We start from the raw sequence: 22434 nt of genomic DNA on the forward strand, positions 1-22434 counted from the left end.
TAACTATTTTTTGAGGTATTTTTTATGAAGAAAAAATTAATTTATTATGTATCACTAGTTATTACAATTATTTTATTATCTCTATCATTATTTTCAAATTTTACATATTCACCATTTAACGCTGATAATGTAAAGAAACGTATAGCTATACTATCCTCTGACACATATGCTGGTAGGCTTGCTGGTAGCAAGGAAAATTCCTTAGTTGAAGAATTATTAAGAAAAAACTTTCAAGATAACAAACTTATTCCACTTAATGATAACTATAAGGAAAGTTTTAAAGTTATTTCTCCAGTAAATAATAATAGTACTCCTTATTTAAAAATTTCTTATGATGATGGCTATGAAGAAAATCTAAAATATGGTGTTGATTTTAAGGAAGATATGATTAACTTCAAGAATACAAAATTAACCTTTTCTAATGAAGATAAAATAACTATATTTTCTAATTATATTGAAGTAAATACTAAGGATGAAAAATTTCTTTTTCATTTAGCTCCTAATAATGATTTTTCCTTTAGAAGTTCATTCATAACTGACTTTCCTTATGATATGCTGATATTAATAAATACTGACAGCTATAATAAAATTATAACTTCTTTAAAAGATGGAGCTGATATTTCTATTAATATTCCATTTTCCACAGAAGAAAAGGAAATATATAATGTTGTTGGAGTTATTGAAGGAACATCAAAATCACTTCCTCCATTAGTTTTAACTGCTCATTTTGATCATTTAGGAACAGATGCTCTCAATAATATTTATGGAGGAGCCTTAGACAATGCTTCTGGTACATCTTTTTTACTTGAACTTGAAAGATCCCTTGCAACTTATGGTAAACCAAAAAGGGATATAATTTTTGTAGCTTTAAATGCTGAAGAATTCGGACTTTTAGGCTCTAAAGCCTTTGCAGAAAAGAACCTAAGCAAATTAAAAGGAGCTGAAGTTATTAACTTTGATATGATTGGAAGCGATGGTTATCCACTTACTTTAATGCTAGGTGCAAACTATAAAGACAAAGATTCAAAGCTTCTTAACTCTATTGAAAAAATAGCTAAAAAGAATAATATCTCTACAAAAGTAGCCTATGAAAATTCAAGTGATCATGCTAGTTTTAATGACTTAGGGATAGATGCTCTTAGCTTTTGTCATAGCGACTTAACTAAAATCCATACTCCTAATGATACTATAGAACATATTAGCATAAATGCAATTAATGATGCTTATAGCGTAATAGAAGATAAAATTTTTGATTCTTCCTACAGCTTAGTAACCAAATTTTTCTATGGTAAAACTTCAATTCTTATATTTTCAATCTTATTCGGATTTTTAGTATCTGCTCCATTTATAACCTACATTAAAAAAAGAAAAATAAATTAAAGGAGCTGCTTAAAGCAGCTCCCAATTTAAAATATATACTTTTTTAATTAATTCAAAGAAATTATAAAAATATATTTATTTTTGAAACTCCTAAAGGAGTTTCTTCCATAATTCTTCATTTTTCATTATTCATTTTACATTGTGCTATAGCACTATTATATTTCTATTCCTACTTGGAAACCTTCAGCAATAGCATGTTTTATACGACGTGGTGATACTGCATCTCCAATAACTCTAATATCATTTATTTTTAAACCATCTTTTTCTTTTAACTCTTGTAAGGATTTAAATCCTAATGCTAATACTAGAGAATCACATTTAACTTCTCTAATTTCCCCATTAGAGTTCATTAATATAGCTTTATTTCCCTTTATTTCCGTTAATTTATTTCCTGTAATTATTTCTATTCTATTCATTGCTAACATAGTTCTAAGAGCTATCATATTATTTAATGCCATTGGTTCTGCTAATATACTATCCTTCATTTCAACTATGGTAACCTTTTTACCTTTTTGAGATAAGTATATTGCTGTTTCACATCCAACAAAACCTCCACCTGCAACAACTACCTCTTCTCCTATTTTACTATCATCAACTAATATATCAGTAGCTAGGTGAACATTTTCACTATCAATACCAGAAATTCTAGGAATAATAGGCTCACTACCTGTACTAATAACAAGTACATCTGGATTTTCTTCTAATATTTCTGCTTCATTTCCTTCTTTATTAAATACTATATTTATATTTAATTTCTTTAATTGATTTTCATAATACTTAATTAACCTTTTTAAATCATTTTTGAAATTAGGTGCTGAAGCTGGAATAAGATTTCCACCTATTAATTCACCCTTTTCCCAAATAGTTACTTTATGACCTCTTTTTGCTGCTGTAACTGCAGTTTCTAATCCTGCTGGGCCTGCTCCTATTATAAGTACAGATTTTTTAATATCTGCTTCTATAATTTCTTCTCCTTCTCTTCCACAAAGTGGGTTTACACCACAACTTACAGGTTGTCCAGCTAATACTGAAAACATACATTCATTACATCCAATACAAGGAACAATATCCTCTTCTCTATTATCTTTAACTTTATTAGCCCATTCAGGATCAGCTAAAGAATAGTGACCTAATGCTATAAAATCTGAAACACCCTCTTGAAGTATTCTTTCAGCCACTTCAGGGTATCCTAACTTTCCATGACCAATTACAGGAATATTTACTTCTTCCTTAATAATTTTTATATATTTTTCATGAATTGCAGGTTCTTGATATATTGTAGGAATAGCATTATGCCAACAAGCATGACAACCAATATCTACATGTAATGCAGTAACTCCTGCCTCTTCCAAATATTTAGCCATTCTTATTCCTTCTTCAATTTCTCTTCCACCATTAATTAAATGCGTTGGTGTAAATTTATATATAATTGGATAATCTTCTCCACAAGCTTTTTTTATTCTTTTAATTATTTCAATTCCTATTTTCATTCTACCTTCAAAGCTGCCACCATATTCATCAGTTCTAGAATTCCATAGTGATGAATGGAATTGATCTATTAAATATCCACCATAGCCATGTATTTCTATTGCATCAACCCCAGCACTCTTTGCTAGTGCTGCTGCTTTTTCAAAAGAATTTAAAAGTCTATCAATTTCACTTATAGAATAAGGCGGGTTATTTTCCCCAACATAACCTATCTTACCAACCCCTAATGATAATTGAAGACATAACTTTGAATCATAAGAATGAATTCTATCAGCTAATTTCTTAACTCTTTCAACTTTATCCTCACTGTCTAATAAGAAGGAACTTTGAGGTTTTTCAAATTCCTCTGATACTAAAGTAGCACCTGTTATTATAAGACCTGTTCCCCCTTTTGCTCTAGCAACATAGTAATCAATTGCTTTTTCTGAAAACCCATAGTCTTCATCTATATAGTCAATCCCCATTGGTGCCATAACAATTCTGTTCTTTAATGATAATGATCCAATATGTCCATCATTAAATAATTTCATAAATATCTCCACCTCATGTTATTTTTTTAACAAATAAACGGAAATTACGCTTAAATGTGTATTTATATTGTACATTATACAATTAATTAAATCAATTTGTTTTAATCATTTTGTTTTATTTTTTTATAAAAAAAGAGCTGTTTTAAAAGCAGCTCTATTAAAGTATCTCTTATTTATTATTTTTTAGATATGCTGTAATGAAATTATCGATTTCTCCATTCATAACAGCATTTAAATTGGCAGTTTCTTCATTAGTTCTATGATCTTTAACCATATTGTATGGATGGAATACATATGACCTTATTTGACTTCCCCATCCCATATCTTTAAGTTCACCAGTTAAATCTTCAATTTTCTCTTTATGTGCTCTTTCCTTTAAGTCAATAAGTTTAGACTTAAGCATAGACATAGCTGTATCTTTATTTGAAAATTGACTTCTTTCACTTTGACATTGTACTACTATTCCAGTTGGTATATGTGTTATTCTAATAGCAGATTCTGTTTTATTAACATGTTGTCCCCCTGCTCCACTGGCTCTATAGGTGTCTATCTTTAAGTCTTCACTTCTTATTTCAATATCTTGATCCTTGGTAAGTTCAGGCAAGACTTCTACAGATGCAAAAGAGGTTTGCCTTTTTCCATTTGCATTAAAAGGAGATATTCTTACAAGTCTATGAACACCCTTTTCTGCTTTTAAATAACCATAAGCAAACTCTCCTTTTACCTTTAAGGTAACACTCTTTATTCCTGCTTCATCACCTTCTAAGTAATCAATAGTTTCAACTCTAAAGCCTTTTTTCTCACACCATCTAGTGTACATTCTTAATAACATTTCAGTCCAATCATTTGCATCACTTCCACCTACACCTGCATGTAGTGTTAATATGGCATCATTTCTATCATATTCCCCAGACAATAGTAACTCTATTCTATATTCATCAACATCTTTTTCTATACTTTTTATTTCATTGATGACTTCATTAATAGAATCTTCATCATTTTCTTCTATTAATTGAGATAGTATTTCTACATCTTCAACTCTTGTAACTAAAGAACTAAATTTATCTATTTTATCTTTAATCCTCTTACTTTCTTTAGTAACTTCTTCTGCTCTTTTTATATCTTCCCAAAAGCCTTGTTCTTGCATTTGTAGATCTAATTCTTGTAACTGTTTTTCTAATGCTTCCTTGTCAAAGAGAAGCCCTCAATTCTTCTATAAATTTTTTAATATCATTAAGCTTAGCTAATTCTGCTTCCAACTTAATTATCATAATATCACACCTTTTTTAAATTAATAATGTAGAATGTAAAATGTAAAATTATTGATGTAATTTGTTCCAAATTACTTATAATATATATTTTATTATTAATTTTACATTCATAAATAAGGGCTGCCTTATTAAGAAATTATACACAATGTATTAATTTTATAATTGAAATTAATACATTGTTGTATTTCTTTTTAATGAAACAGCCCCTTAATATTTTGTAATTTGGAACAAATTACTTCCTAAATTCTTCATTCTTAATTTTTCATTTAATTGCCCTAAGGAAATTAACTATGCTTCTCTTCCACAACAGTTTTTATATTTCTTTCCACTTCCACATGGACAAGGATCATTTCTTCCAACCTTGTTTTCATTTTTTACAGGTTGTTTCTTAACATCTCCTTCATCTCCACCATGGCTTGCTGAAGTTTCTTCTGCTACTCTTTCTCTTTCAACAGGTTTTTGAATTTGAATATGATATAAGAATTTAACTGTATCTAATTTTATTCCTTCTATCATTTCTTCAAACATAGCACTACCTTCCATTTGGTATGCTTGAATTGGATCCATTTGCTTATAAGCTCTAAGTCCAATTCCTTGTTTTAAGTGATCCATATTATCAATATGATCCATCCACTTTTGGTCAACCACTCTTAGAAGTATAACTCTTTCAACTTCTCTAAAGTGTTCTTCACCAAATTCTTCTTCTTTTTCATGATAGATTTTAGCTAATATATCTAATAATTTTTCTATAATTTCATCATTAGATAAATTAATTAAATCTTCCACTTTAACAAGTTTATGTGGTAAACATATATCTTCTAAGTAATGTATTAATTTTTCTATTTCTACTTCAAGACTATCTGTTATATTATCTAAATGACCTTTAACAGCATCTGTAACTATATCTTTGATCATTTGATTTATTTGATCTCTTAAATCTTTACCTTCAAGAACCTCTGATCTTTGTTTATAAATAATTTCTCTTTGCATATTCATAACATCATCATAGCCTATAAGGTTCTTTCTTATATCAAAGTTATTACCTTCAACCTTCTTTTGGGCATTTTCTAAAGCCTTACTTACCATCTTATGATCAATAGCTTCGTCTTCTTCCAATCCTAACTTATCCATTAAGCCTTGAATTCTCTCTGAGCCAAATATTCTCATTAGATCATCTTCAAGAGAAATATAGAATACTGATTCACCAGGGTCTCCTTGACGACCTGATCTACCTCTTAACTGGTTATCTATTCTTCTAGATTCATGTCTTTCAGTACCTATAATCTTTAATCCACCAACTTCTTTAACACCTTCACCTAACTTAATATCTGTACCTCTACCAGCCATATTAGTAGCTATTGTAACACTGCCTAATTCTCCTGCATGAGATATGATTTCTGCTTCTTGTTCATGGTATTTAGCATTTAATACTTGGTGTTTAATTCCTCTCTTTTTTAATAAAGAAGATAAATACTCTGATTTTTCTATACTTACTGTACCAACTAATACTGGCTGGCCTTTTTTATTACATTCAATTATGTCTTCTATTATAGCATTGTATTTTCCTTTAGTATTTTTATATATTAAATCACTTTTATCTATTCTAGCAACTTCTTTATTAGTAGGAACAACTATAACGTCTAAAGAATATATTTCTCTAAATTCATTTTCTTCTGTTAAAGCAGTACCTGTCATACCTGATAACTTATTATACATTCTAAAGTAATTTTGGAATGTAATTGTCGCTAAAGTTTTAGATTCTCTTTCAATCTTAACTCCTTCTTTAGCTTCTATAGCTTGGTGAAGACCATCTGAATATCTTCTACCTTCCATAAGTCTACCTGTGAATTCATCAACTATTATTACTTGATCATCTTTCACCATGTAGTCTTTATCTCTCTTCATTCCATAGTTAGCTTTTAATGCTTGTGTTATATAATGTTGTAATTCTAAATGTTCTGCATCTGCATAGTTATCAATTCCAAAAGCTTTCTCTGCCTTAGCAACACCAGAATCAGTTAGCATTACAGAATTAGCCTTTTCATCAATGGTATAATCAGTTTCAGCTAATAATTGCTTAACAAAATTATCTGCAACATTATAGAATTTTGTTGACTTTTCTCCAGCTCCTGAAATTATAAGAGGTGTTCTTGCTTCATCTATAAGAATTGAGTCGACTTCGTCTACAACTGCAAAATTTAATTTTCTTTGAACTTTTTCTTCTTTGTAGATTACCATATTATCTCTTAAGTAATCAAAACCAAACTCATTATTAGTTCCATAAGTTATATCTGCTGCATAAGCTGCTCTTCTTTCATCAGAATTTAATCCATGAACTATACAACCTGTAGTTAATCCTAAGAAATGATATAATTTTCCCATCCACTCAATATCTCTTGTTGCTAAGTAGTCATTAACTGTTACTAAGTGAACTCCTTCTCCTGATAGTGCATTTAAATATAATGGAAGAGTAGCAACTAAAGTTTTACCTTCCCCTGTTTTCATTTCTGCAATTCTACCTTGATGAAGAACCATTCCTCCAATAAGCTGAACTCTATAATGCTTCATTCCTAAAGTTCTCCATGCAGCTTCTCTACAAACTGCAAAAGCTTCTGGTAATATATCATCTAAGGTTTCACCATTTTTAATTCTATTTTTAAACTCTTCAGTCTTAGCTCTAAGTTCGTCATCTGATAGCTTTTGCATGGATTCATCTAATTCTTCTATTTTATCTGCAATTTTTTCTAGCTTCTTAACTTCCCTTTCGCTATATGATCCAAATATTTTTTCCAAAAAACCCATTTTAATTTTCCCTTCTAATTCGTATATTTTTATGCTGATATTTTTAATATTCATATTTATATAATTTCATTTATAAATTATACCATTTTAATCATATTTAATTCAACAAATATGTAACTATTTAATAAAATTATAACTAAAAAAGGGAAGTGTTATGCACTTCCCTTAGTATTTACCCTAAACATTTAATAATTAAATGTAATCTGGTTCTAATAAACCATAGTCTCCATCTTTTCTCTTGTAAACAACATTCACCTTATTGCCATCAAAATCTTGGAATACAAAGAAGTTATGACCAACTAACTCCATTTGAAGTATAGCTTCTTCTACTGACATAGGTTTGATACTAAATTTCTTAGTCTTAACAACCTTTCCGTTTTCTTCATCTAATACTTCTTCCTCATTTTCGAAAGCATATTCATCTATTTGAGTAAATCTTAAAGATTCATTATTCTTTCTAGATAATTTTGTTCTTTGCTTTCTAATTTGTCTTTCTAGTTTGTTAATAACTAAATCAATTGATTTATACATATCATCTGTTGCTTCTTCTGCCCTAAGTATAACTCCATTAAAAGGTATTGTAACTTCTACCTTTTGTTTATTCTTTTGCACTGATAGGGTAGCTTTAGCTTCAACATCAGGATTAAAATATTTCTTAACCTTAGATAATTTTTTTTCTACCATATCCTTTAATGCAGGTGTTGCTGTAGTATTTTTTGCTATTACTGAAACTCTCATAAAAGTTCATCCCCTCTCTATAAGCTTAAAGCTTAAACAGTAGAATTATTTGTTTGTTTATAAATATATTATACTATCAGTAACCGTTTTTATCAATAACATTATCCATAATTTTCAGAATGTTAACTTTTTTTATACAAAGTAAAAAAAATTAGCCATTAGTTACACTAATAGCTAATTACCGCAAAAATAGCTGACCTGGATTTTGACCCCACACTCGCCTACTGGAGCTTTTGCTACTAGGAATTAACCCCTCACTACTAACCCTCTCAATTGCTTGGTAGGACTTACTTCTACACCGCACCATGCTCACTTAAAATTTTTCTAAGCTTACGTGGATCGTTTTGCCTGCGACTGGCATCGACTTTCATCCACAGACCTATCTTTACTCTATTATTATATATAACTTTTAGCAACTGTCAACATTTTTATTGAAAGTGCTCCGTTTTCTTTAAGTAACTTTTCACATTCATATAGGGTTGCCCCTGTTGTCATAACATCATCAATAAGTAATAATTTTTTATTTTTGATGTTTTTATCAGTTTTTAATTTAAATGCTCCTTTTATATTTTTGCATCTCTCTTCTTTTGATAATAGCTTTTGTTCTTTAACATTTTTATTTTTTATTACATCATTACATATACTAATATCTAAATTTTTATTTATCTCTTTAGCTAAATATTCACATTGATTAAATCCTCTATTTTTTATTGCTTTTTTGCTACTTGGTATATATACTATATAATCTATATCTATTTGATTTTCTATAATCATATCACATAAAAAATCTACTAATATTGAACCTGCAACAAAATTTTTATTATATTTAAATTCTAATATAAGTTTTTTTAGTACTCCATTGTAGTATCCATATGAAAGAACTCCATTAAATTCTTTTACCCTTTTTATCTTACTTTTGCATAATGGACATATACCTACAAATTCACTTTGGCAAATTATGCAACTATTCTTAGGTGGATAGATAATATCTAACAATTCATCCTTTAATGAAATCAGTATTTTAGTAATCCGTTTTCCCATATATTCTTATTATATCTCCTCGTTATATCTTTAGCTAAATCCATATCTTTAGATATATCCCTAGCTACTAATAACACTTCCCCTATGCTTTTATCCTTAGTATTGTTTCCTACATCTGCACAGAAATATAGTATTTTTTTATAATTATAAAAAGCTTCATCTGCAAACAATACAACTATATCTATACCTTCTGTTTTCATTGAATATTCTCTTATATAATTAGTAATAATAAATGTACTTTTATTTTTATTAATATAAGTACTATCTATTTCTCTTGTGGAATCTTCCTTTAGAAATTTAATTACATTAACATCCTTTATTTTTATTTCTTTAGTATAGTAATTATAAACTTTGTTAATTCTATCTTCAGTAGGAACATAAATTATTACCTTCCTTTTATTATTTTTAAACCACATTAAGTAATCATATAATGTGTATGGGATATCTTCATCAAGCTTTACTCTAGTTGTTATTATTCTTGGTTCTGCAAAGACTTTTTTTCTAATTAAATCTCCTATTTCAAAGGAGTTTCCCATATTTATAACTTTATCTACTGAATATGATATTATCCTTTTAGCATAAATATATAAGTACTCTATCCCAGATCTGATTTCTTCTTTTGAAATTGTGGAGTAAGCACTTATATCATCTATAATACAAATATCATAGTAATTTCTTATATTTTTTATATTTTTAGAATTAATAAAAACTAAGTCTTCAGAGCCATCCAATTCTTTATTGCATGAATACTTAAAACTTGATTTTTCTTTCTTTAATTCTCTTAATATTTCCTCATTGCATTGTTCTCCATTCCATACATACAAAATCTTTTTATTTTCTTCAATTAACAGCTTAATTATATTAAGAAAAATTAATGTTGTATTGTATGGATTTGTTATTATATTTAAAATTTTTGTTTGCTTATTATACCACTTATTTATTTTAGATACACAATTATTAAACTCTTTAACGTTAATTAATATATTATCTACCATTTAAATTCTCCTACTCAGTGAATATTTCATTACTGGTAATATCTAAAATTCTATTTTTTAGAGATGAATATCTACTTACGCTCTTATCATTAGTAATCATATATTGAAGTGCCTTTGGAACTCCAACAACTACAACTAGTTCCTTTGCTCTCGTAATTGCAGTATAAAGCAAATTTTTATTCATAAGTAATGGCGAGCCCATAAATGCTGGAGTAATAATAACTTTAAATTCACTTCCTTGACTTTTATGAATAGTTATTGCATATGCTAGCTCTAATTCATCTAAATATATATAATCATAAATAACTTTTCTTTCATCATCAAAGATTACAGTTAGAGTTTTTTCTTCATCATTAATACTTTCTATAAAACCCATATCTCCATTAAATACGCCTACACCTTCATTATCTCCATATCCGTTTATTCTAACCCACTTCAAAGAATAATTATTTTTAATTTGCATTACTTTATCACCTTCTCTAAAGGTAACTTCTTTTAAATCTTTTTCTCTTTTACTTGGTGATTTTGGATTTAATACATTTTGTAGTTCGTTATTCAAATTTTGTACTCCTAGAATTCCTTTTCTAGTAGGAGTTAATATTTGAATATCTCTATATTTATCCCAACTAGTATTGAATTTAGGAAGCCTTCTATTTATTAAATCTATTATTGTCCTAAGTATTTCATTAACATCTTCCTTGTTCTCAAAGAAAAAATCTCCATCTTTTCTATTTAAAATTGGCATTTCTCCATTATTAATTTTATGTGCATTAGTTACTATTAAGCTTTCTTTTCCTTGCCTAAATATATCCTTTAGTCTTACTACTTTTATAAACTTACTTTCAATTAAATCCTTTAATACATTTCCAGCACCTACAGAAGGAAGCTGATCTACGTCGCCAGCTATAATTAATCTAGTTCCTAATTTTATAGCCTTGAGTAAGCTATTCATAAGCATTACATCTATCATAGATGCTTCATCTATAATAATTACATCTGCTTCTAAGGGTTCACTTTCACTTAGCTTATAATAAGACTTTCCTTCATCACTAACACCCATTTCAAGTAATCTATGTATTGTTTTTGCTTCTCTTCCAGTAGACTCACTCATTCTTTTGGCTGCTCTTCCAGTTGGTGCTCCTAATACTACCTTCATATTGTTATTTTCATAGATTTCAATTATAGCTTTTATTATGGTAGTCTTACCTGTTCCAGGACCTCCTGTAATTATTTCTATTCCATTATCAAAAGCTCCTACTATTGCTTCTCTTTGTGAAGGTGCAAAATTTATATTATATTTTTTTTCGAAAACTCCAATTTCAAACTCAATATCTGAGTTAATACTTCTAAAGTTCTCCATACTCAAAGTTATTATTCTATTGGTTACACCTAATTCACAATAATAATATGGTAATGCAAAAACCGAATCCTTTCCCTCTATTTTCTCAACTTTTATTTTTGAATCTAAAGATAAATTATATAAACTCTCCTCTACCATTTCAGGTGTAGCTCCTAATATTTTGCTTGATTCCCTTATTAGCTCATCCTTTGGCATAAATGTGTTACCTGCGGCAGAAAACTGATTTAATATATATCTAATCCCGCTTTGAATTCTAAAAGGTGAACTTGCTTCAATTCCTATACTCTTTGCTATTCTATCTGCAGTTATAAATCCAATACCACTAATTTCATCTGAAAGAATATATGGATTTTCTAAAATTATCTCTTTAGCATTTGCTCCAAAGGTTTTATGAATTTTTATACATTGATTTGTACTCATTCCATGACCTTGGAAGAATATAACTATATCTTTTAAATCTCTTTGTTCTAAATAAGATTCCTTAATAATCTCAAACTTTTTTGCCCCTATTCCTTCTACTAATTTTATTTTATCGATATCTGTATCTAAAACTTCTAAAGTTTTTTCCTTAAATTTTTCAACTAATCTTTTAGCTGTAATTGGGCCTATTCCTCTTATAATTCCTGTAGATAAATATCTTTCTATTCCCTTTGTAGAATTAGGAAGTATTTCTTCATATTCCTCTATATTAAATTGTCGTCCAAATTGCTTATGAACAACCCATTGACCTTTTAATTTAACATGTTGACCTTCTTTTATAAAAGGAACTACTCCCACTGCATTTATTATTTCCTTTTCAGTTCTAATCTTACTTACTACATATCCAGTGTCATCACTTTTAAATACAATAGATTCCACTATTCCATTTATACAATCTTCCATGTTACATTCTCCAAATCTAAATATTTTTTGTTTATACTATTTTTATTATATAATATATCTCTAATAATACATAATAAAGATTATTTATTTTTAAGAATATTGTTTCAATATGGTATAATAATTATATGTTAGGAAGTATGGAGGTGTTTATATGATTATTAAAAATTGTAATATCATATATCTTGACAAGATAGAAAATGGTTCTGTCTTAATTGAAAATGGAAAAATAAAAGAAATTAATCCAAGTAATTATGATGATGAGGAAGTAATAGATGCCAATGGTTTATATTTATCACCAGGATTTATAGATGTTCATATTCATGGTGCAGGTGGCCATGATACTATGGATGGAACCTTTGAAGCAATTAATGAAATTTCCAAGGTAATAGTTAAACATGGTACTACATCCTTTACTCCAACTACTATGACTGTTGCTGTAGAAGATATTAGAAAGTCAATGAATGTAATAAAAGAAGCAAAGGAAAAAGGAACTGATGGAGCTATAGTATTAGGTGCTCATTTAGAAGGTCCATTTATTAGCCCAAAGGCTATAGGAGCCCAAAATCCTAATTACTTAATTCCACCAACATTAGAAAATTATAATGCAATGGTTGGAGATGCTGAAGATGCTGTAGTATCAATTACAATTGCACCAGAAATACCAGGTGCAAAAGAGTTAATTAAAGAATTATCTCAAAGAGGAGTAGTTTGTTCTATAGGGCATACTAAAGCTACTTATAACGAAGCTATGGAAGGAATAAAGTGTGGATGTGGTCACTCAACTCATCTTTTTAATGCTATGACACCTTTCGCTCATAGAGAACCTGGAGTTGTAGGAGCTATATTTGATAGTGATATAACAACAGAAACTATTTCAGATGGAATCCATGTGTCTTATCCATCACTTAGAATAGCTTACAAACAAAAAACTTCAGACAAAGTTCTTTTAGTTACAGATGCTATGATGGCTTGTGCAATGCCTGATGGAATGTATGCTTTAGGTGGTCAAGATGTTGTGGTTAAAGATGGTGCAGCAAGATTATTAAGCGGAAGCCTAGCAGGCTCAATTCTTACATTAGACAAGGCTGTTAAGAATGTATATAAAAACGTTGGTATGCCTCTATATGAAGCTGTAAAAATGGCTAGCTACAATCCTGCAAAACATTGTAAAGTTTCAGATAGAAAAGGTCTTATTAAAGAAGGATATGACGCTGATTTATTATTATTTGACGAAGATATCAACATTAAAAATGTAGTTGTTGGTGGAAAAGTTATAGTATAAAAAATTATTTAGATATATTTTTATAAATTCTAAAGAATAAAAACAAGGAGATAAATATTATAATAATTACTTTAGCAAAGGCTAGAGAACTTAAAATATAATATTTATCTCCTTTTTAATTAAAGTTTATAAACTCTTTATTAAGCTTAAAATTTTACATATATTTTTTTATTTCTTCTACTTTATTAAGGTTTTCCCATGGTAAATCTAAATCAATTCTACCAAAGTGTCCATAAGCAGCTGTTTGCTTATATATAGGTCTTCTTAGCTCTAAATCTCTAATTATAGCACCTGGTCTTAAATCAAATACCTTTTCTACTATAGCTACTATTTCTTCTTCAGATTTTTTGCCTGTACCAAAAGTTTCAATTTCTATTGATACCGGCTTAGCAACTCCAATAGCATAAGCTAATTGAATTTCTAATTTATCAGCAATTCCTGCTGCAACTAAATTTTTAGCTACCCATCTTGCTGCATAAGCTGCTGATCTGTCAACTTTAGTTGGATCTTTACCTGAAAAAGCACCGCCACCGTGTCTTCCATATCCACCATAAGTATCAACAATTATTTTTCTTCCTGTTAAACCACTATCTCCTTGTGGTCCTCCAACAACAAATCTACCTGTTGGATTTATATAATATTTTGTTTTATCATCTAATAATTCAGCTGGAACTACAGCTTTTATTACATGCTCCATTAAGTCATTTCTAATTTGCTCTTGAGTAACTTCTTCGCTGTGTTGTGTTGATATTACAATGGCGTCTATTCTTATTACTTTATTATCATCATATTCAACAGTAACTTGAGTTTTTCCGTCTGGTCTTAAATATGATAAAGTACCATCTTTTCTAACTTCAGATAATCTTCTTGATAACCTGTGAGCCATAGCTATTGGTAATGGCATAAATTCTTCTGTTTCATTAGTTGCAAAACCAAACATCATACCTTGGTCTCCAGCTCCAACAGCTTCTACTTCATCCTTTTCTCCTGCCCTAAATTCTAAGGCTTCATTAACACCCATTGCTATATCTCCTGATTGCTCATCAATAGATGTTAAAACTGAACATGTATCACAGTCAAATCCATATTTAGCTCTATCATATCCAATTTCTCTTACAGTTTCTCTTACTAGCTTTGGAATATCAACATAGCAATTAGTTGATATTTCTCCCATAACTAAAACCATTCCTGTAGTAACAGCTGTTTCACAGGCTACTCTTGCCATAGGATCTTGTGCTAAGATGCTATCTAAAACAGCATCGGATATTTGGTCACAAATTTTATCTGGATGTCCTTCTGTAACTGACTCTGATGTAAATAATCTTCTCATATTAATATCTCCTTTCATATTTTGATATTAATTCTAAAAATTTAGCTATATAATAAAAAAATCTCTTCGATAAGAAGAGATGTTAAAAATCATAACTTTTCTTATCTTGCAAATCAAATTGCTGGAATTGGCACCACACTCAAATACATGAAGTAGGTTGCCGGGTTTCATAGGGCCCTATCCCTCCACCTCTCTTGATAAGAACTAATATCAAATTTTACTTTTCAGATTATATCACTCTTACTATGAATAGTCAATATTTTCTGTAAAACATTTATTTTCTTATAATTTTTATTTATAAGCAAAAAAAGACAAGGTATACTAACATTGTCTTTGTGGTGGGGGAGGACGGATTCGAACCATCGAAACGAAACGTAACAGATTTACAGTCTGCCCCCTTTGGCCACTCGGGAACTCCCCCTTATTATGGAGCTGGCAATAGGAATCGAACCTACAACCTGCTGATTACAAGTCAGCTGCTCTACCGTTGAGCCATGCCAGCATATATGGTGGAAACAACAGGGATCGAACCTGTGACCCTCTGCTTGTAAGGCAGATGCTCTCCCAGCTGAGCTATGCTTCCATATAAAAATTAAATTAAAATGGTGGGGGAGGACGGATTCGAACCATCGAAACGAAACGTAACAGATTTACAGTCTGCCCCCTTTGGCCACTCGGGAACTCCCCCATTTTATGGAGCTGGCAATAGGAATCGAACCTACAACCTGCTGATTACAAGTCAGCTGCTCTACCGTTGAGCCATGCCAGCATATTCAAATAAATTTAATGGTGGGGGAGGACGGATTCGAACCATCGAAACGAAACGTAACAGATTTACAGTCTGCCCCCTTTGGCCACTCGGGAACTCCCCCATAAAATTTATTTAATTAATTTCAGTCATTTGATTTTACTCGCTCGACTGACAATGACTAGTATATATTTATTATTTATTAATTTCAAGTGTAATATTTGTTCATTAAACGAAATTATAACTATTTTATTCTATTTTTCTTTCATTTTCTCCTATTTAATGCTAATATCTTTTTAAAATTATATTTTTAGCATTTTTATTTATTAAATTTAAATTTAGTCCAAAATACTGGAATTTATAGAGTTTTCTAATATATTTTTAAATATTTCATAGTCAGATGTAGGCATTCTTTTTTTAGCTAATTCTACACCTTTATTAATTTTTTCATTATTATCTTTATCTGAAAAATAGTTGTTAATTTTAATAAAATCTAAAACTGATAATTTTTTCATAATTACATTTAACTTTTCTTTTCTATCATTATCTAAATAATTAAATAAACTATTTGAAAAATTACTTTCCTTTAATAAAATAGTTTCTGTTTCTATTGAATTATTCTCTAAACTTTCCTTTGTATTCATATCATATTCATTTGTATCTTGGCTTAAAATATTATTACTTAAAACTTCTTCACTTTTTAACGGCTCCCAAATAAGTAAAAAATAAATAGGTATACTTGCACCTAATATAATAGTAAATATGTATAGTATTAATTTTTTCATATAATTCACCACCTTCATTTAATTACTCTCCTATTTATATTTTTTTATACATTTAATTATATTTTTATTATCTTAAACATATATTGGTATAATCGGGGGGTGAATTCTAGTGAAGCATAAAGTACATTATGATGATCATAATTCCTTCATTGAGATTGCTAATAAAATAAAAAAATATATGAATGAAAATACAGTAATAATTTGTGTAGGTACAGATAAATGCATTGGTGATTCCCTTGGTCCACTAGTAGGTAGCATTTTAATAGAAAAGAACTTCCTATTACCAGTTTTCGGAACACTACAATCTCCTATTCATGCTTTAAATATTGAAGAAAAATTAAATTATATTAATAAACTTCATCCAAACTCACTAATTATCGGAATAGATGCTTGCCTAGGAGAAGAAAATTCTATAGGTGAAATTCATATTCGTGATTATCCAATTCACCCAGGAAAGGGAGTTGGAAAATCACTACCAGAGGTTGGGGATATTTCAATAATAGGTATCGTAGATTCTAGTGACAGTGCTGCATTTTTTACTAGTAGAAGCATTAGATTATATTTAATCATGGAAATGGCTAAAGTAATATCAAATGCTATTATATCATCTTACTCTCTATAGAATTTAATATAAATAAAAAGGGAGCTCTTTAAGCTCCTTTTAAATTATGTAGAAATTACATTTATTCAATTAAACTGATTTCTTCATCATTTATATTAATATCTAACTTATCTAAATATCCTAAAACCTTACCTGTTCCTTCTGCCACTGCTTCAACAGAATTATTTGCAATTTCAACATTTACGCCAGTTTCAAGTTCTATTAATTTATCCAATCCGAATAATAAAGAACCCCCACCAGTCATTAAAATTCCTCTTTCAATTATATCAGAAGCAAGTTCAGGCGGTGTTTTTTCCAATACTGATTTAACACTCTCTACAATTAATGATACAGATTCCTTTAATGCTTCATTAATTTCATTAGATGTAATAGAAATTTCATCTGGTAATCCTGTGATTAAATTTCTACCTTTCATAGTTGTAGTTAATTTCCTTGAATCCTTTAATGCCGAACCAACAGTAACTTTTAATTCTTCTGCTGTTTTTTCACCTATCATTATCTTGTACTTATTTCTAACATATTTAATTATAGCTTCATCAAAAGAATCTCCAGCTACTTTAATAGATGCCCTTACAACTATTCCACCTAAGGATATTACAGCGATATCAGTAGTTCCTCCACCGATATCTACTACCATAGACCCATTAGGCTTAGTTATATCTAAACCTGCTCCAATAGCTGCTGCTAGTGGTTCTTCAATTAAATTAACCTTTTTTGCTCCTGAATTTCTTGCAGCATCAATTACTGCTCTTTTTTCCACTTCAGTTGCTTGAGATGGAACACATACTATTACCTTAGGAGCTGTAATCTTACTCTTTCCGTAAGCCTTTTTTATAAATTCCTTTAACATCTTTTCTGTTATTTCATAATCTGATATAACACCATCTTTTAATGGTCTTACTGCTACTATATTTCCAGGCGTTCTTCCTATCATTTTTCTTGCTTCTTCGCCAACAGCAAGTACTTTATTGTTATTTCTATTTATAGCTACTACTGATGGTTCTTTAAGTATTACACCTTTCCCCTCAGCATAAACTAAAACTGTAGCTGTTCCTAAGTCGATCCCTAGATTACCCCTATTCTTCCAAAACCACATTCCTGTTCACTCCTAATCTCAAACTATATAATTTTAATAAAACAATATCTTATACATAAAAATTTACAATATTTGCCCTATTTCTAATTATATATGGAATATGGTAAACCTTCAATATTTTTATATTCTTAATAAATAATTATTTACCTATCTCTATTGTCCAGAAGTTTTGTACTTAATTTTAGTAGCATTTCCACCTCTAATATGTCTTTCTGCTTTATTTAATTCTAATATTGAATGTGTTTCCTTGGCTATTGTTGGATTTATCTTAGGTAATCTTTCTGTCATATCTTTATGAATTGTACTTTTACTTACTCCAAATACTTTTGCAGTTTTTCTAATTGTATCTTTTGATTCTATAATATATTTTGCAACTTCTAAAACTCTCTCTTCTATATAATCCTTCAAAAATATTACCTCCCTTTATAATAAAATTTATTCATATACTTTAATATTTACTGTTAATACAAAACCAATAATGAAAATGTAAAATTGAGGTAGAAACTCTTTAATGAGTTCTAAAATGAATATACCTTTTTCAAGCTTATATAAATTACATCAACAATTTTACATTTTTCATTCTACATTTTTTAATTTTGAACTATTTACAATAATTTCATTTAATTATTCTTCATTAAATGTAAAATAAGTTGTTGGATCTAAATCTTTACCATCTGAATCTTGAACTTGTATATTTAAATGTTCTCCAAACTCTGTGTTAGTAAATATTTTTGAACTACTTCCAACAGTTCCTATAACTGTTTCTTCTGTAACTCTATCACCAACATTTACCCTAATATCATTTGATAAATTAGTATACTTTGTATACAAACCATTTGGGTGAGCGATAACTATATAATTACCATCATCTACTTTGGTTGATATCTCTTTTACTTCACCAACAGCAGCTGCCATAACTTCGGTTCCTAAAGCAGCACTTATATTTATTCCTCTAATGTTTCTACTTGTTCCATCAGACATAGCTTGAGGCTTTGGATATGTATATCCTCTTGATATTACCCCTTCTATAGGATTTGAAAATACAACTTGAGTATTTGTTCCTGATGAAACATCAACACCTTCTTCATTAGAAGCTATATCTTCTTCATCTTGAGTTAACTCACCATCACCATTACCTTCAACTCTTTCAGCATTTTGCTTTTTCACTTCAGAAGTTTCTTTATCATCAACATTTAAAGTAAATTCATTTTGTGCTTTATTGCTTTCTTCTAATGACTTATTTCTTCTAGTTGTCACTACAGCAACAGTAGCAATTACGCATAAACAAAGAAATAATACTAAATAAAAGCCCTCCTTTCTGAAAAAGTCTTTTACCTTATCTTTTTTGTTATTATTCATATCAACACCTCCTTTTTGTATTCTTGCCTGTTATAGTAAATTAATACAAATTAAAGTATATTTGTTTACATCAAATTTCTACAATTATCAACATTTAGCTTGTATTTACATTTGTAACAATAGCCATTTTTATAACTTTTAATACATAAAACTTCATAAAAAGAAGACTATCTAAATACCTGATTTATATATCAGTTATTTAGATAGTCTTCTTTTATTAATATTTTATTGTTATATATTATTCCTTAAATACTAAATTAGTTATATCTACTCCTGTATAATAGTGAGTTAATATTTCTTTATAATTAGATCCATTGTTAGCCATAACATTGGCTCCCCACTGGCTCATTCCTACTCCATGACCGTATCCTTTGCATTTAAAAATTATCTCATTTTCATTTATAGTATATTGAAAATTAGTTGATGTTAATCCTAAAGTTAATCTAAAATCTAATCCTTTAGCTTTAATTTTCCCTATTCTTAATTCTTTAATACCTCCAGCCTCACTTCTACTTAATACTTCAATATTATCTTTTAAGTTTTCGGAAGTAATACTGGCATCTGGATATTTATCATTAATTTTATTTACAAATTCAGTTATGCTAAAAGGAAATTCACTTTCAAATTTTGGCGCTATTTCCTCACCTTTACTTTCTGTAGATACTAAATAAGGAACTGAACTAGAAAATACATCTACTGCATTCTCTGTCATTCCAGAACTTGTAGAAAAGAATTGAGGATATAAAACTAATTCATTATTATATGATAATACCATTCCCTTAGTATCATCAACAGCATTAGAAATTTTACTCCAATATTCCTCTGCATTACTTCCCCATTTTTCAAATCTTTCATTCTTGCTTATATATACTTGACAGTGAGTTGTGTCACATACATCTCCACCATTTGCAATATCACAGGGTCTAAGCCTTTTTGAAGCAATATATGTCCTTGCTGCAATTGCTTGCGCTTTTAGAGCTTCATCATCAAAGGTTACTAACATTTCTCCTGATACAACACTCTTCACATATTCTTCTATCTGAACTTCTTCTATCCTATTTTCTTTTGTAATATTTACTCTGATAATATCCTTTCCCTTTAATAATATGTCTTTATTTTCCTCTTTAGGTTCCAATACTTCATCTTTGCCATTTGCTTTAGCTGGTATAGATTTAATTATAAATATTGGTACAAATATCATTAGTACTAATATTAGAATACTAGATATTATATTAGATGTAATATCTCTTTTCATAATGATACCTCTCTTTTTATTAATACAATTAAATATATGTTTTATTTACCCAAATATACTTTATATTATTTTTTATGTTAAGTTACTATTTAAACTTTACATTTAAATTCTGATTTAAATAAATATAGGAGTTGCCTTTAGACAACTCCTTATTAAAATGTAGAATATTCAATTTAAATATAATATACCTAAAGATGAAATTATTTTTCAATTCTATATATATTGGCTCCTAGGCCCCTAAATTTTTCTTCTATATTAACATAACCCCTATCTATATGATATAAATCGCTAATTTCTGTCTTTCCTTGTGCCACTAGGCCTGCTAATATCATAGCAGCACCAGCTCTTAAATCTGTTGCTTTAACATCACATCCGGTTAAAGTACCTACACCTTCTATTATAGCTGTTCTTCCATCTATTTTTATATTTGCTCCCATTCTAACTAATTCAGCAACATGCATAAATCTATTCTCAAATACAGTTTCAGTAATAATACTTGATCCCTTTGTAACTGATAGTAATGCCATCATTTGAGCCTGCATATCTGTTGGGAAGCCTGGATATGGTAATGTTTTTATATCTACAGGTGACTTTGTTCTTGTTCCATCTACTAAAATAGTATCTTCTTTTATATTTTCAAATATAACTCCACATTCCTTTAATTTTTCTATTGTTGGTCTTAAGTGATCTTCATTTGCACCATTTATAGTAATCTTGCTATTGGTTATAGCTGCTGCCACCATAAAGGTACCAGCTTCAACTCTGTCATAAATAGGCTTATAGGTTACTCCTTTTAAGGAATCTACCCCTTCCACTGTAATTTTACCTACTCCAGCTCCATGAATCTTTGCACCCATTGAGTTCAAAAAGTTTGCTAAGTCCCAGATTTCTGGCTCTTCTGCTGCATTTTCTATAATAGTTGTTCCTTCTGCTAAAACAGCTGCCATTAATATATTTTCAGTTGCTCCAACAGATGGGAAGTCCAAATATATTCTATTTCCCTTTAATCTTTTTGCTTTAGCTTCTACATAACCATGCTCCATATCTACTTCTGCGCCTAAAAGTTTAAAGCCTTTTAAATGCAAATCTATAGGTCTACTACCTATGTTGCATCCTCCAGGCATTGATATTCTACACTTACCAAATCTCGATAGCATGGGGCCCATAATTAAAAAGGATGCTCTCATCTTTCTAATTAATTCACTATTCATATTAACATTTTCTAAATTAGATGTATTTATTTTAAGATCACTATTTTCATTACTTTCAATATTACAATTCATACCTAATAATAAATCAGTTAATACTACTACATCTTCTAACATAGGTGCACTTTTTATAACTATGTCATTTGGACTTAAAATACTTGAAACTATTATAGGTAAAACAGAATTTTTAGCTAAACTAACATTCACTTCACCCCTTAGTTTATTACCACCTTCAACTATAATTTTTTCCATATTATCCTCC

Annotated in this window: 17 protein-coding genes, 6 tRNA genes and 1 riboswitch; of the genes, 3 read left to right on the top strand and 20 right to left on the bottom strand. The window is 29.3% G+C overall.

Going from position 1 to position 22434, the window contains the following annotated elements; translation table 11 throughout:
* Window positions 1-24 precede the first annotated feature (24 nt).
* Window positions 25-1380, top strand: a complete 1356-nt coding sequence (locus ACFYH6_RS15850) for a M28 family metallopeptidase (RefSeq protein ID WP_416179997.1) — start codon at window positions 25-27, stop codon at window positions 1378-1380.
* 155 nt (window positions 1381-1535) lie between these two features.
* Here the strand turns inward: ACFYH6_RS15850 and ACFYH6_RS15855 are convergent, their stop codons facing one another.
* The 7 genes from ACFYH6_RS15855 to ACFYH6_RS15885 form a co-directional block, all read right to left on the bottom strand.
* Window positions 1536-3398, bottom strand: coding sequence for an FAD-dependent oxidoreductase (locus ACFYH6_RS15855; RefSeq protein ID WP_416179996.1), 1863 nt, complete (start codon window positions 3396-3398; stop codon window positions 1536-1538).
* Window positions 3399-3567: 169 nt separating this feature from the next.
* Window positions 3568-4669, bottom strand: a protein-coding gene (gene prfB, locus ACFYH6_RS15860) for a peptide chain release factor 2 (RefSeq protein ID WP_416179995.1) whose coding sequence is annotated in 2 segments (ribosomal slippage) — window positions 3568-4590 and window positions 4592-4669 — 1101 coding nt in all. Because the reading frame shifts where the segments join, the coding sequence is not laid out codon by codon here.
* Between the two features lie 288 nt (window positions 4670-4957).
* The gene (gene secA / locus ACFYH6_RS15865; RefSeq protein ID WP_416179994.1) at window positions 4958-7471 is read right to left on the bottom strand and encodes a preprotein translocase subunit SecA; all 2514 of its coding nucleotides are present in this window, start codon (window positions 7469-7471) and stop codon (window positions 4958-4960) included.
* Between the two features lie 192 nt (window positions 7472-7663).
* Complete coding sequence (hpf, locus tag ACFYH6_RS15870) at window positions 7664-8209, bottom strand: ribosome hibernation-promoting factor, HPF/YfiA family (RefSeq protein WP_316344454.1); 546 nt, start codon at window positions 8207-8209, stop codon at window positions 7664-7666.
* A 396-nt stretch (window positions 8210-8605) separates the two neighbouring features.
* Window positions 8606-9250 carry a ComF family protein gene (locus tag ACFYH6_RS15875; protein ID WP_416179993.1) on the bottom strand — a complete coding sequence of 215 codons (645 nt, stop codon included), beginning with the start codon at window positions 9248-9250 and terminating at the stop codon, window positions 8606-8608.
* Window positions 9223-10245 (bottom strand): hypothetical protein, encoded by a 1023-nt coding sequence (locus tag ACFYH6_RS15880; protein WP_316344452.1) that lies wholly within the window; start codon window positions 10243-10245, stop codon window positions 9223-9225. The genes ACFYH6_RS15875 and ACFYH6_RS15880 overlap by 28 nt, the downstream gene beginning before the upstream one ends.
* A 10-nt stretch (window positions 10246-10255) precedes the next feature.
* Window positions 10256-12487: an ATP-dependent RecD-like DNA helicase gene (locus tag ACFYH6_RS15885; RefSeq protein WP_416179992.1), complete on the bottom strand. Its 2232-nt coding sequence runs from the start codon at window positions 12485-12487 to the stop codon at window positions 10256-10258.
* A 151-nt stretch (window positions 12488-12638) separates the two neighbouring features.
* Between ACFYH6_RS15885 and nagA the strand changes: the two genes are divergently transcribed.
* Window positions 12639-13769 carry an N-acetylglucosamine-6-phosphate deacetylase gene (gene nagA / locus ACFYH6_RS15890; protein ID WP_416179991.1) on the top strand — a complete coding sequence of 377 codons (1131 nt, stop codon included), beginning with the start codon at window positions 12639-12641 and terminating at the stop codon, window positions 13767-13769.
* A gap of 154 nt (window positions 13770-13923) precedes the next feature.
* On the opposite strand, the gene metK is transcribed toward nagA, so the two are convergent.
* From metK to ACFYH6_RS15930, 8 genes are all read right to left on the bottom strand, one after another.
* Window positions 13924-15099: a methionine adenosyltransferase gene (metK, locus tag ACFYH6_RS15895; protein ID WP_416179990.1), complete on the bottom strand. Its 1176-nt coding sequence runs from the start codon at window positions 15097-15099 to the stop codon at window positions 13924-13926.
* Between the two features lie 98 nt (window positions 15100-15197).
* Window positions 15198-15303: riboswitch (SAM riboswitch) on the bottom strand.
* A 132-nt stretch (window positions 15304-15435) separates the two neighbouring features.
* Window positions 15436-15520 (bottom strand) — tRNA-Tyr (locus ACFYH6_RS15900).
* Window positions 15521-15526: 6 nt separating this feature from the next.
* Window positions 15527-15601, bottom strand: a tRNA-Thr gene (locus ACFYH6_RS15905).
* A gap of 5 nt (window positions 15602-15606) precedes the next feature.
* Window positions 15607-15682: transfer RNA gene (locus ACFYH6_RS15910), tRNA-Val, on the bottom strand.
* Window positions 15683-15702: 20 nt separating this feature from the next.
* Window positions 15703-15787, bottom strand: a tRNA-Tyr gene (locus ACFYH6_RS15915).
* Window positions 15788-15793: 6 nt separating this feature from the next.
* A tRNA-Thr gene (locus tag ACFYH6_RS15920) sits at window positions 15794-15868 on the bottom strand.
* A gap of 18 nt (window positions 15869-15886) precedes the next feature.
* Window positions 15887-15971: transfer RNA gene (locus ACFYH6_RS15925), tRNA-Tyr, on the bottom strand.
* 214 nt (window positions 15972-16185) lie between these two features.
* Window positions 16186-16632, bottom strand: a complete 447-nt coding sequence (locus tag ACFYH6_RS15930) for a hypothetical protein (protein ID WP_416179989.1) — start codon at window positions 16630-16632, stop codon at window positions 16186-16188.
* A 109-nt stretch (window positions 16633-16741) separates the two neighbouring features.
* On the opposite strand from ACFYH6_RS15930, the gene yyaC reads away from it, so the two are divergent.
* Window positions 16742-17254, top strand: coding sequence for a spore protease YyaC (gene yyaC / locus ACFYH6_RS15935; protein WP_316345069.1), 513 nt, complete (start codon window positions 16742-16744; stop codon window positions 17252-17254).
* 61 nt (window positions 17255-17315) lie between these two features.
* On the opposite strand, the gene mreB is transcribed toward yyaC, so the two are convergent.
* The 5 genes from mreB to murA all read right to left on the bottom strand — a co-directional run bounded on the left by mreB (window position 17316) and on the right by murA (window position 22424).
* Complete coding sequence (mreB, locus tag ACFYH6_RS15940) at window positions 17316-18350, bottom strand: rod shape-determining protein MreB (RefSeq protein WP_316345067.1); 1035 nt, start codon at window positions 18348-18350, stop codon at window positions 17316-17318.
* A 153-nt stretch (window positions 18351-18503) separates the two neighbouring features.
* Window positions 18504-18758: a sporulation transcriptional regulator SpoIIID gene (gene spoIIID / locus ACFYH6_RS15945; protein WP_291708469.1), complete on the bottom strand. Its 255-nt coding sequence runs from the start codon at window positions 18756-18758 to the stop codon at window positions 18504-18506.
* Between the two features lie 216 nt (window positions 18759-18974).
* On the bottom strand, window positions 18975-19709 hold the full coding sequence (locus tag ACFYH6_RS15950) for a M23 family metallopeptidase (RefSeq protein ID WP_316345065.1): 735 nt from the start codon (window positions 19707-19709) through the stop codon (window positions 18975-18977).
* Window positions 19710-19947: 238 nt separating this feature from the next.
* Window positions 19948-20964, bottom strand: a complete 1017-nt coding sequence (gene spoIID / locus ACFYH6_RS15955; protein WP_416179988.1) for a stage II sporulation protein D — start codon at window positions 20962-20964, stop codon at window positions 19948-19950.
* 200 nt (window positions 20965-21164) lie between these two features.
* Window positions 21165-22424, bottom strand: a complete 1260-nt coding sequence (gene murA, locus ACFYH6_RS15960; protein ID WP_316345062.1) for a UDP-N-acetylglucosamine 1-carboxyvinyltransferase — start codon at window positions 22422-22424, stop codon at window positions 21165-21167.
* Window positions 22425-22434: the final 10 nt, after the last annotated feature.

The sequence above is a fragment of the Clostridium sp. HCS.1 genome, from assembly GCF_047900555.1.
Lineage (GTDB): Bacteria > Bacillota > Clostridia > Clostridiales > Clostridiaceae > Clostridium.

What these genes read in the sequence shown, in the direction of transcription:
- murA (WP_316345062.1), bottom strand. Translation starts at nt 22,424, where the DNA reads ATGGAAAAAATTATAGTTGAAGGTGGTAATAAACTAAGGGGTGAAGTG.
- ACFYH6_RS15855 (WP_416179996.1), bottom strand. Translation starts at nt 3,398, where the DNA reads ATGAAATTATTTAATGATGGACATATTGGATCATTATCATTAAAGAAC.
- metK (WP_416179990.1), bottom strand. Translation starts at nt 15,099, where the DNA reads ATGAGAAGATTATTTACATCAGAGTCAGTTACAGAAGGACATCCAGAT.
- ACFYH6_RS15850 (WP_416179997.1), top strand. Translation starts at nt 25, where the DNA reads ATGAAGAAAAAATTAATTTATTATGTATCACTAGTTATTACAATTATT.
- ACFYH6_RS15885 (WP_416179992.1), bottom strand. Translation starts at nt 12,487, where the DNA reads ATGGAAGATTGTATAAATGGAATAGTGGAATCTATTGTATTTAAAAGT.
- mreB (WP_316345067.1), bottom strand. Translation starts at nt 18,350, where the DNA reads ATGTGGTTTTGGAAGAATAGGGGTAATCTAGGGATCGACTTAGGAACA.
- nagA (WP_416179991.1), top strand. Translation starts at nt 12,639, where the DNA reads ATGATTATTAAAAATTGTAATATCATATATCTTGACAAGATAGAAAAT.
- ACFYH6_RS15930 (WP_416179989.1), bottom strand. Translation starts at nt 16,632, where the DNA reads ATGAAAAAATTAATACTATACATATTTACTATTATATTAGGTGCAAGT.
- secA (WP_416179994.1), bottom strand. Translation starts at nt 7,471, where the DNA reads ATGGGTTTTTTGGAAAAAATATTTGGATCATATAGCGAAAGGGAAGTT.
- ACFYH6_RS15875 (WP_416179993.1), bottom strand. Translation starts at nt 9,250, where the DNA reads ATGGGAAAACGGATTACTAAAATACTGATTTCATTAAAGGATGAATTG.
- ACFYH6_RS15950 (WP_316345065.1), bottom strand. Translation starts at nt 19,709, where the DNA reads ATGAATAATAACAAAAAAGATAAGGTAAAAGACTTTTTCAGAAAGGAG.
- spoIID (WP_416179988.1), bottom strand. Translation starts at nt 20,964, where the DNA reads ATGAAAAGAGATATTACATCTAATATAATATCTAGTATTCTAATATTA.
- hpf (WP_316344454.1), bottom strand. Translation starts at nt 8,209, where the DNA reads ATGAGAGTTTCAGTAATAGCAAAAAATACTACAGCAACACCTGCATTA.
- ACFYH6_RS15880 (WP_316344452.1), bottom strand. Translation starts at nt 10,245, where the DNA reads ATGGTAGATAATATATTAATTAACGTTAAAGAGTTTAATAATTGTGTA.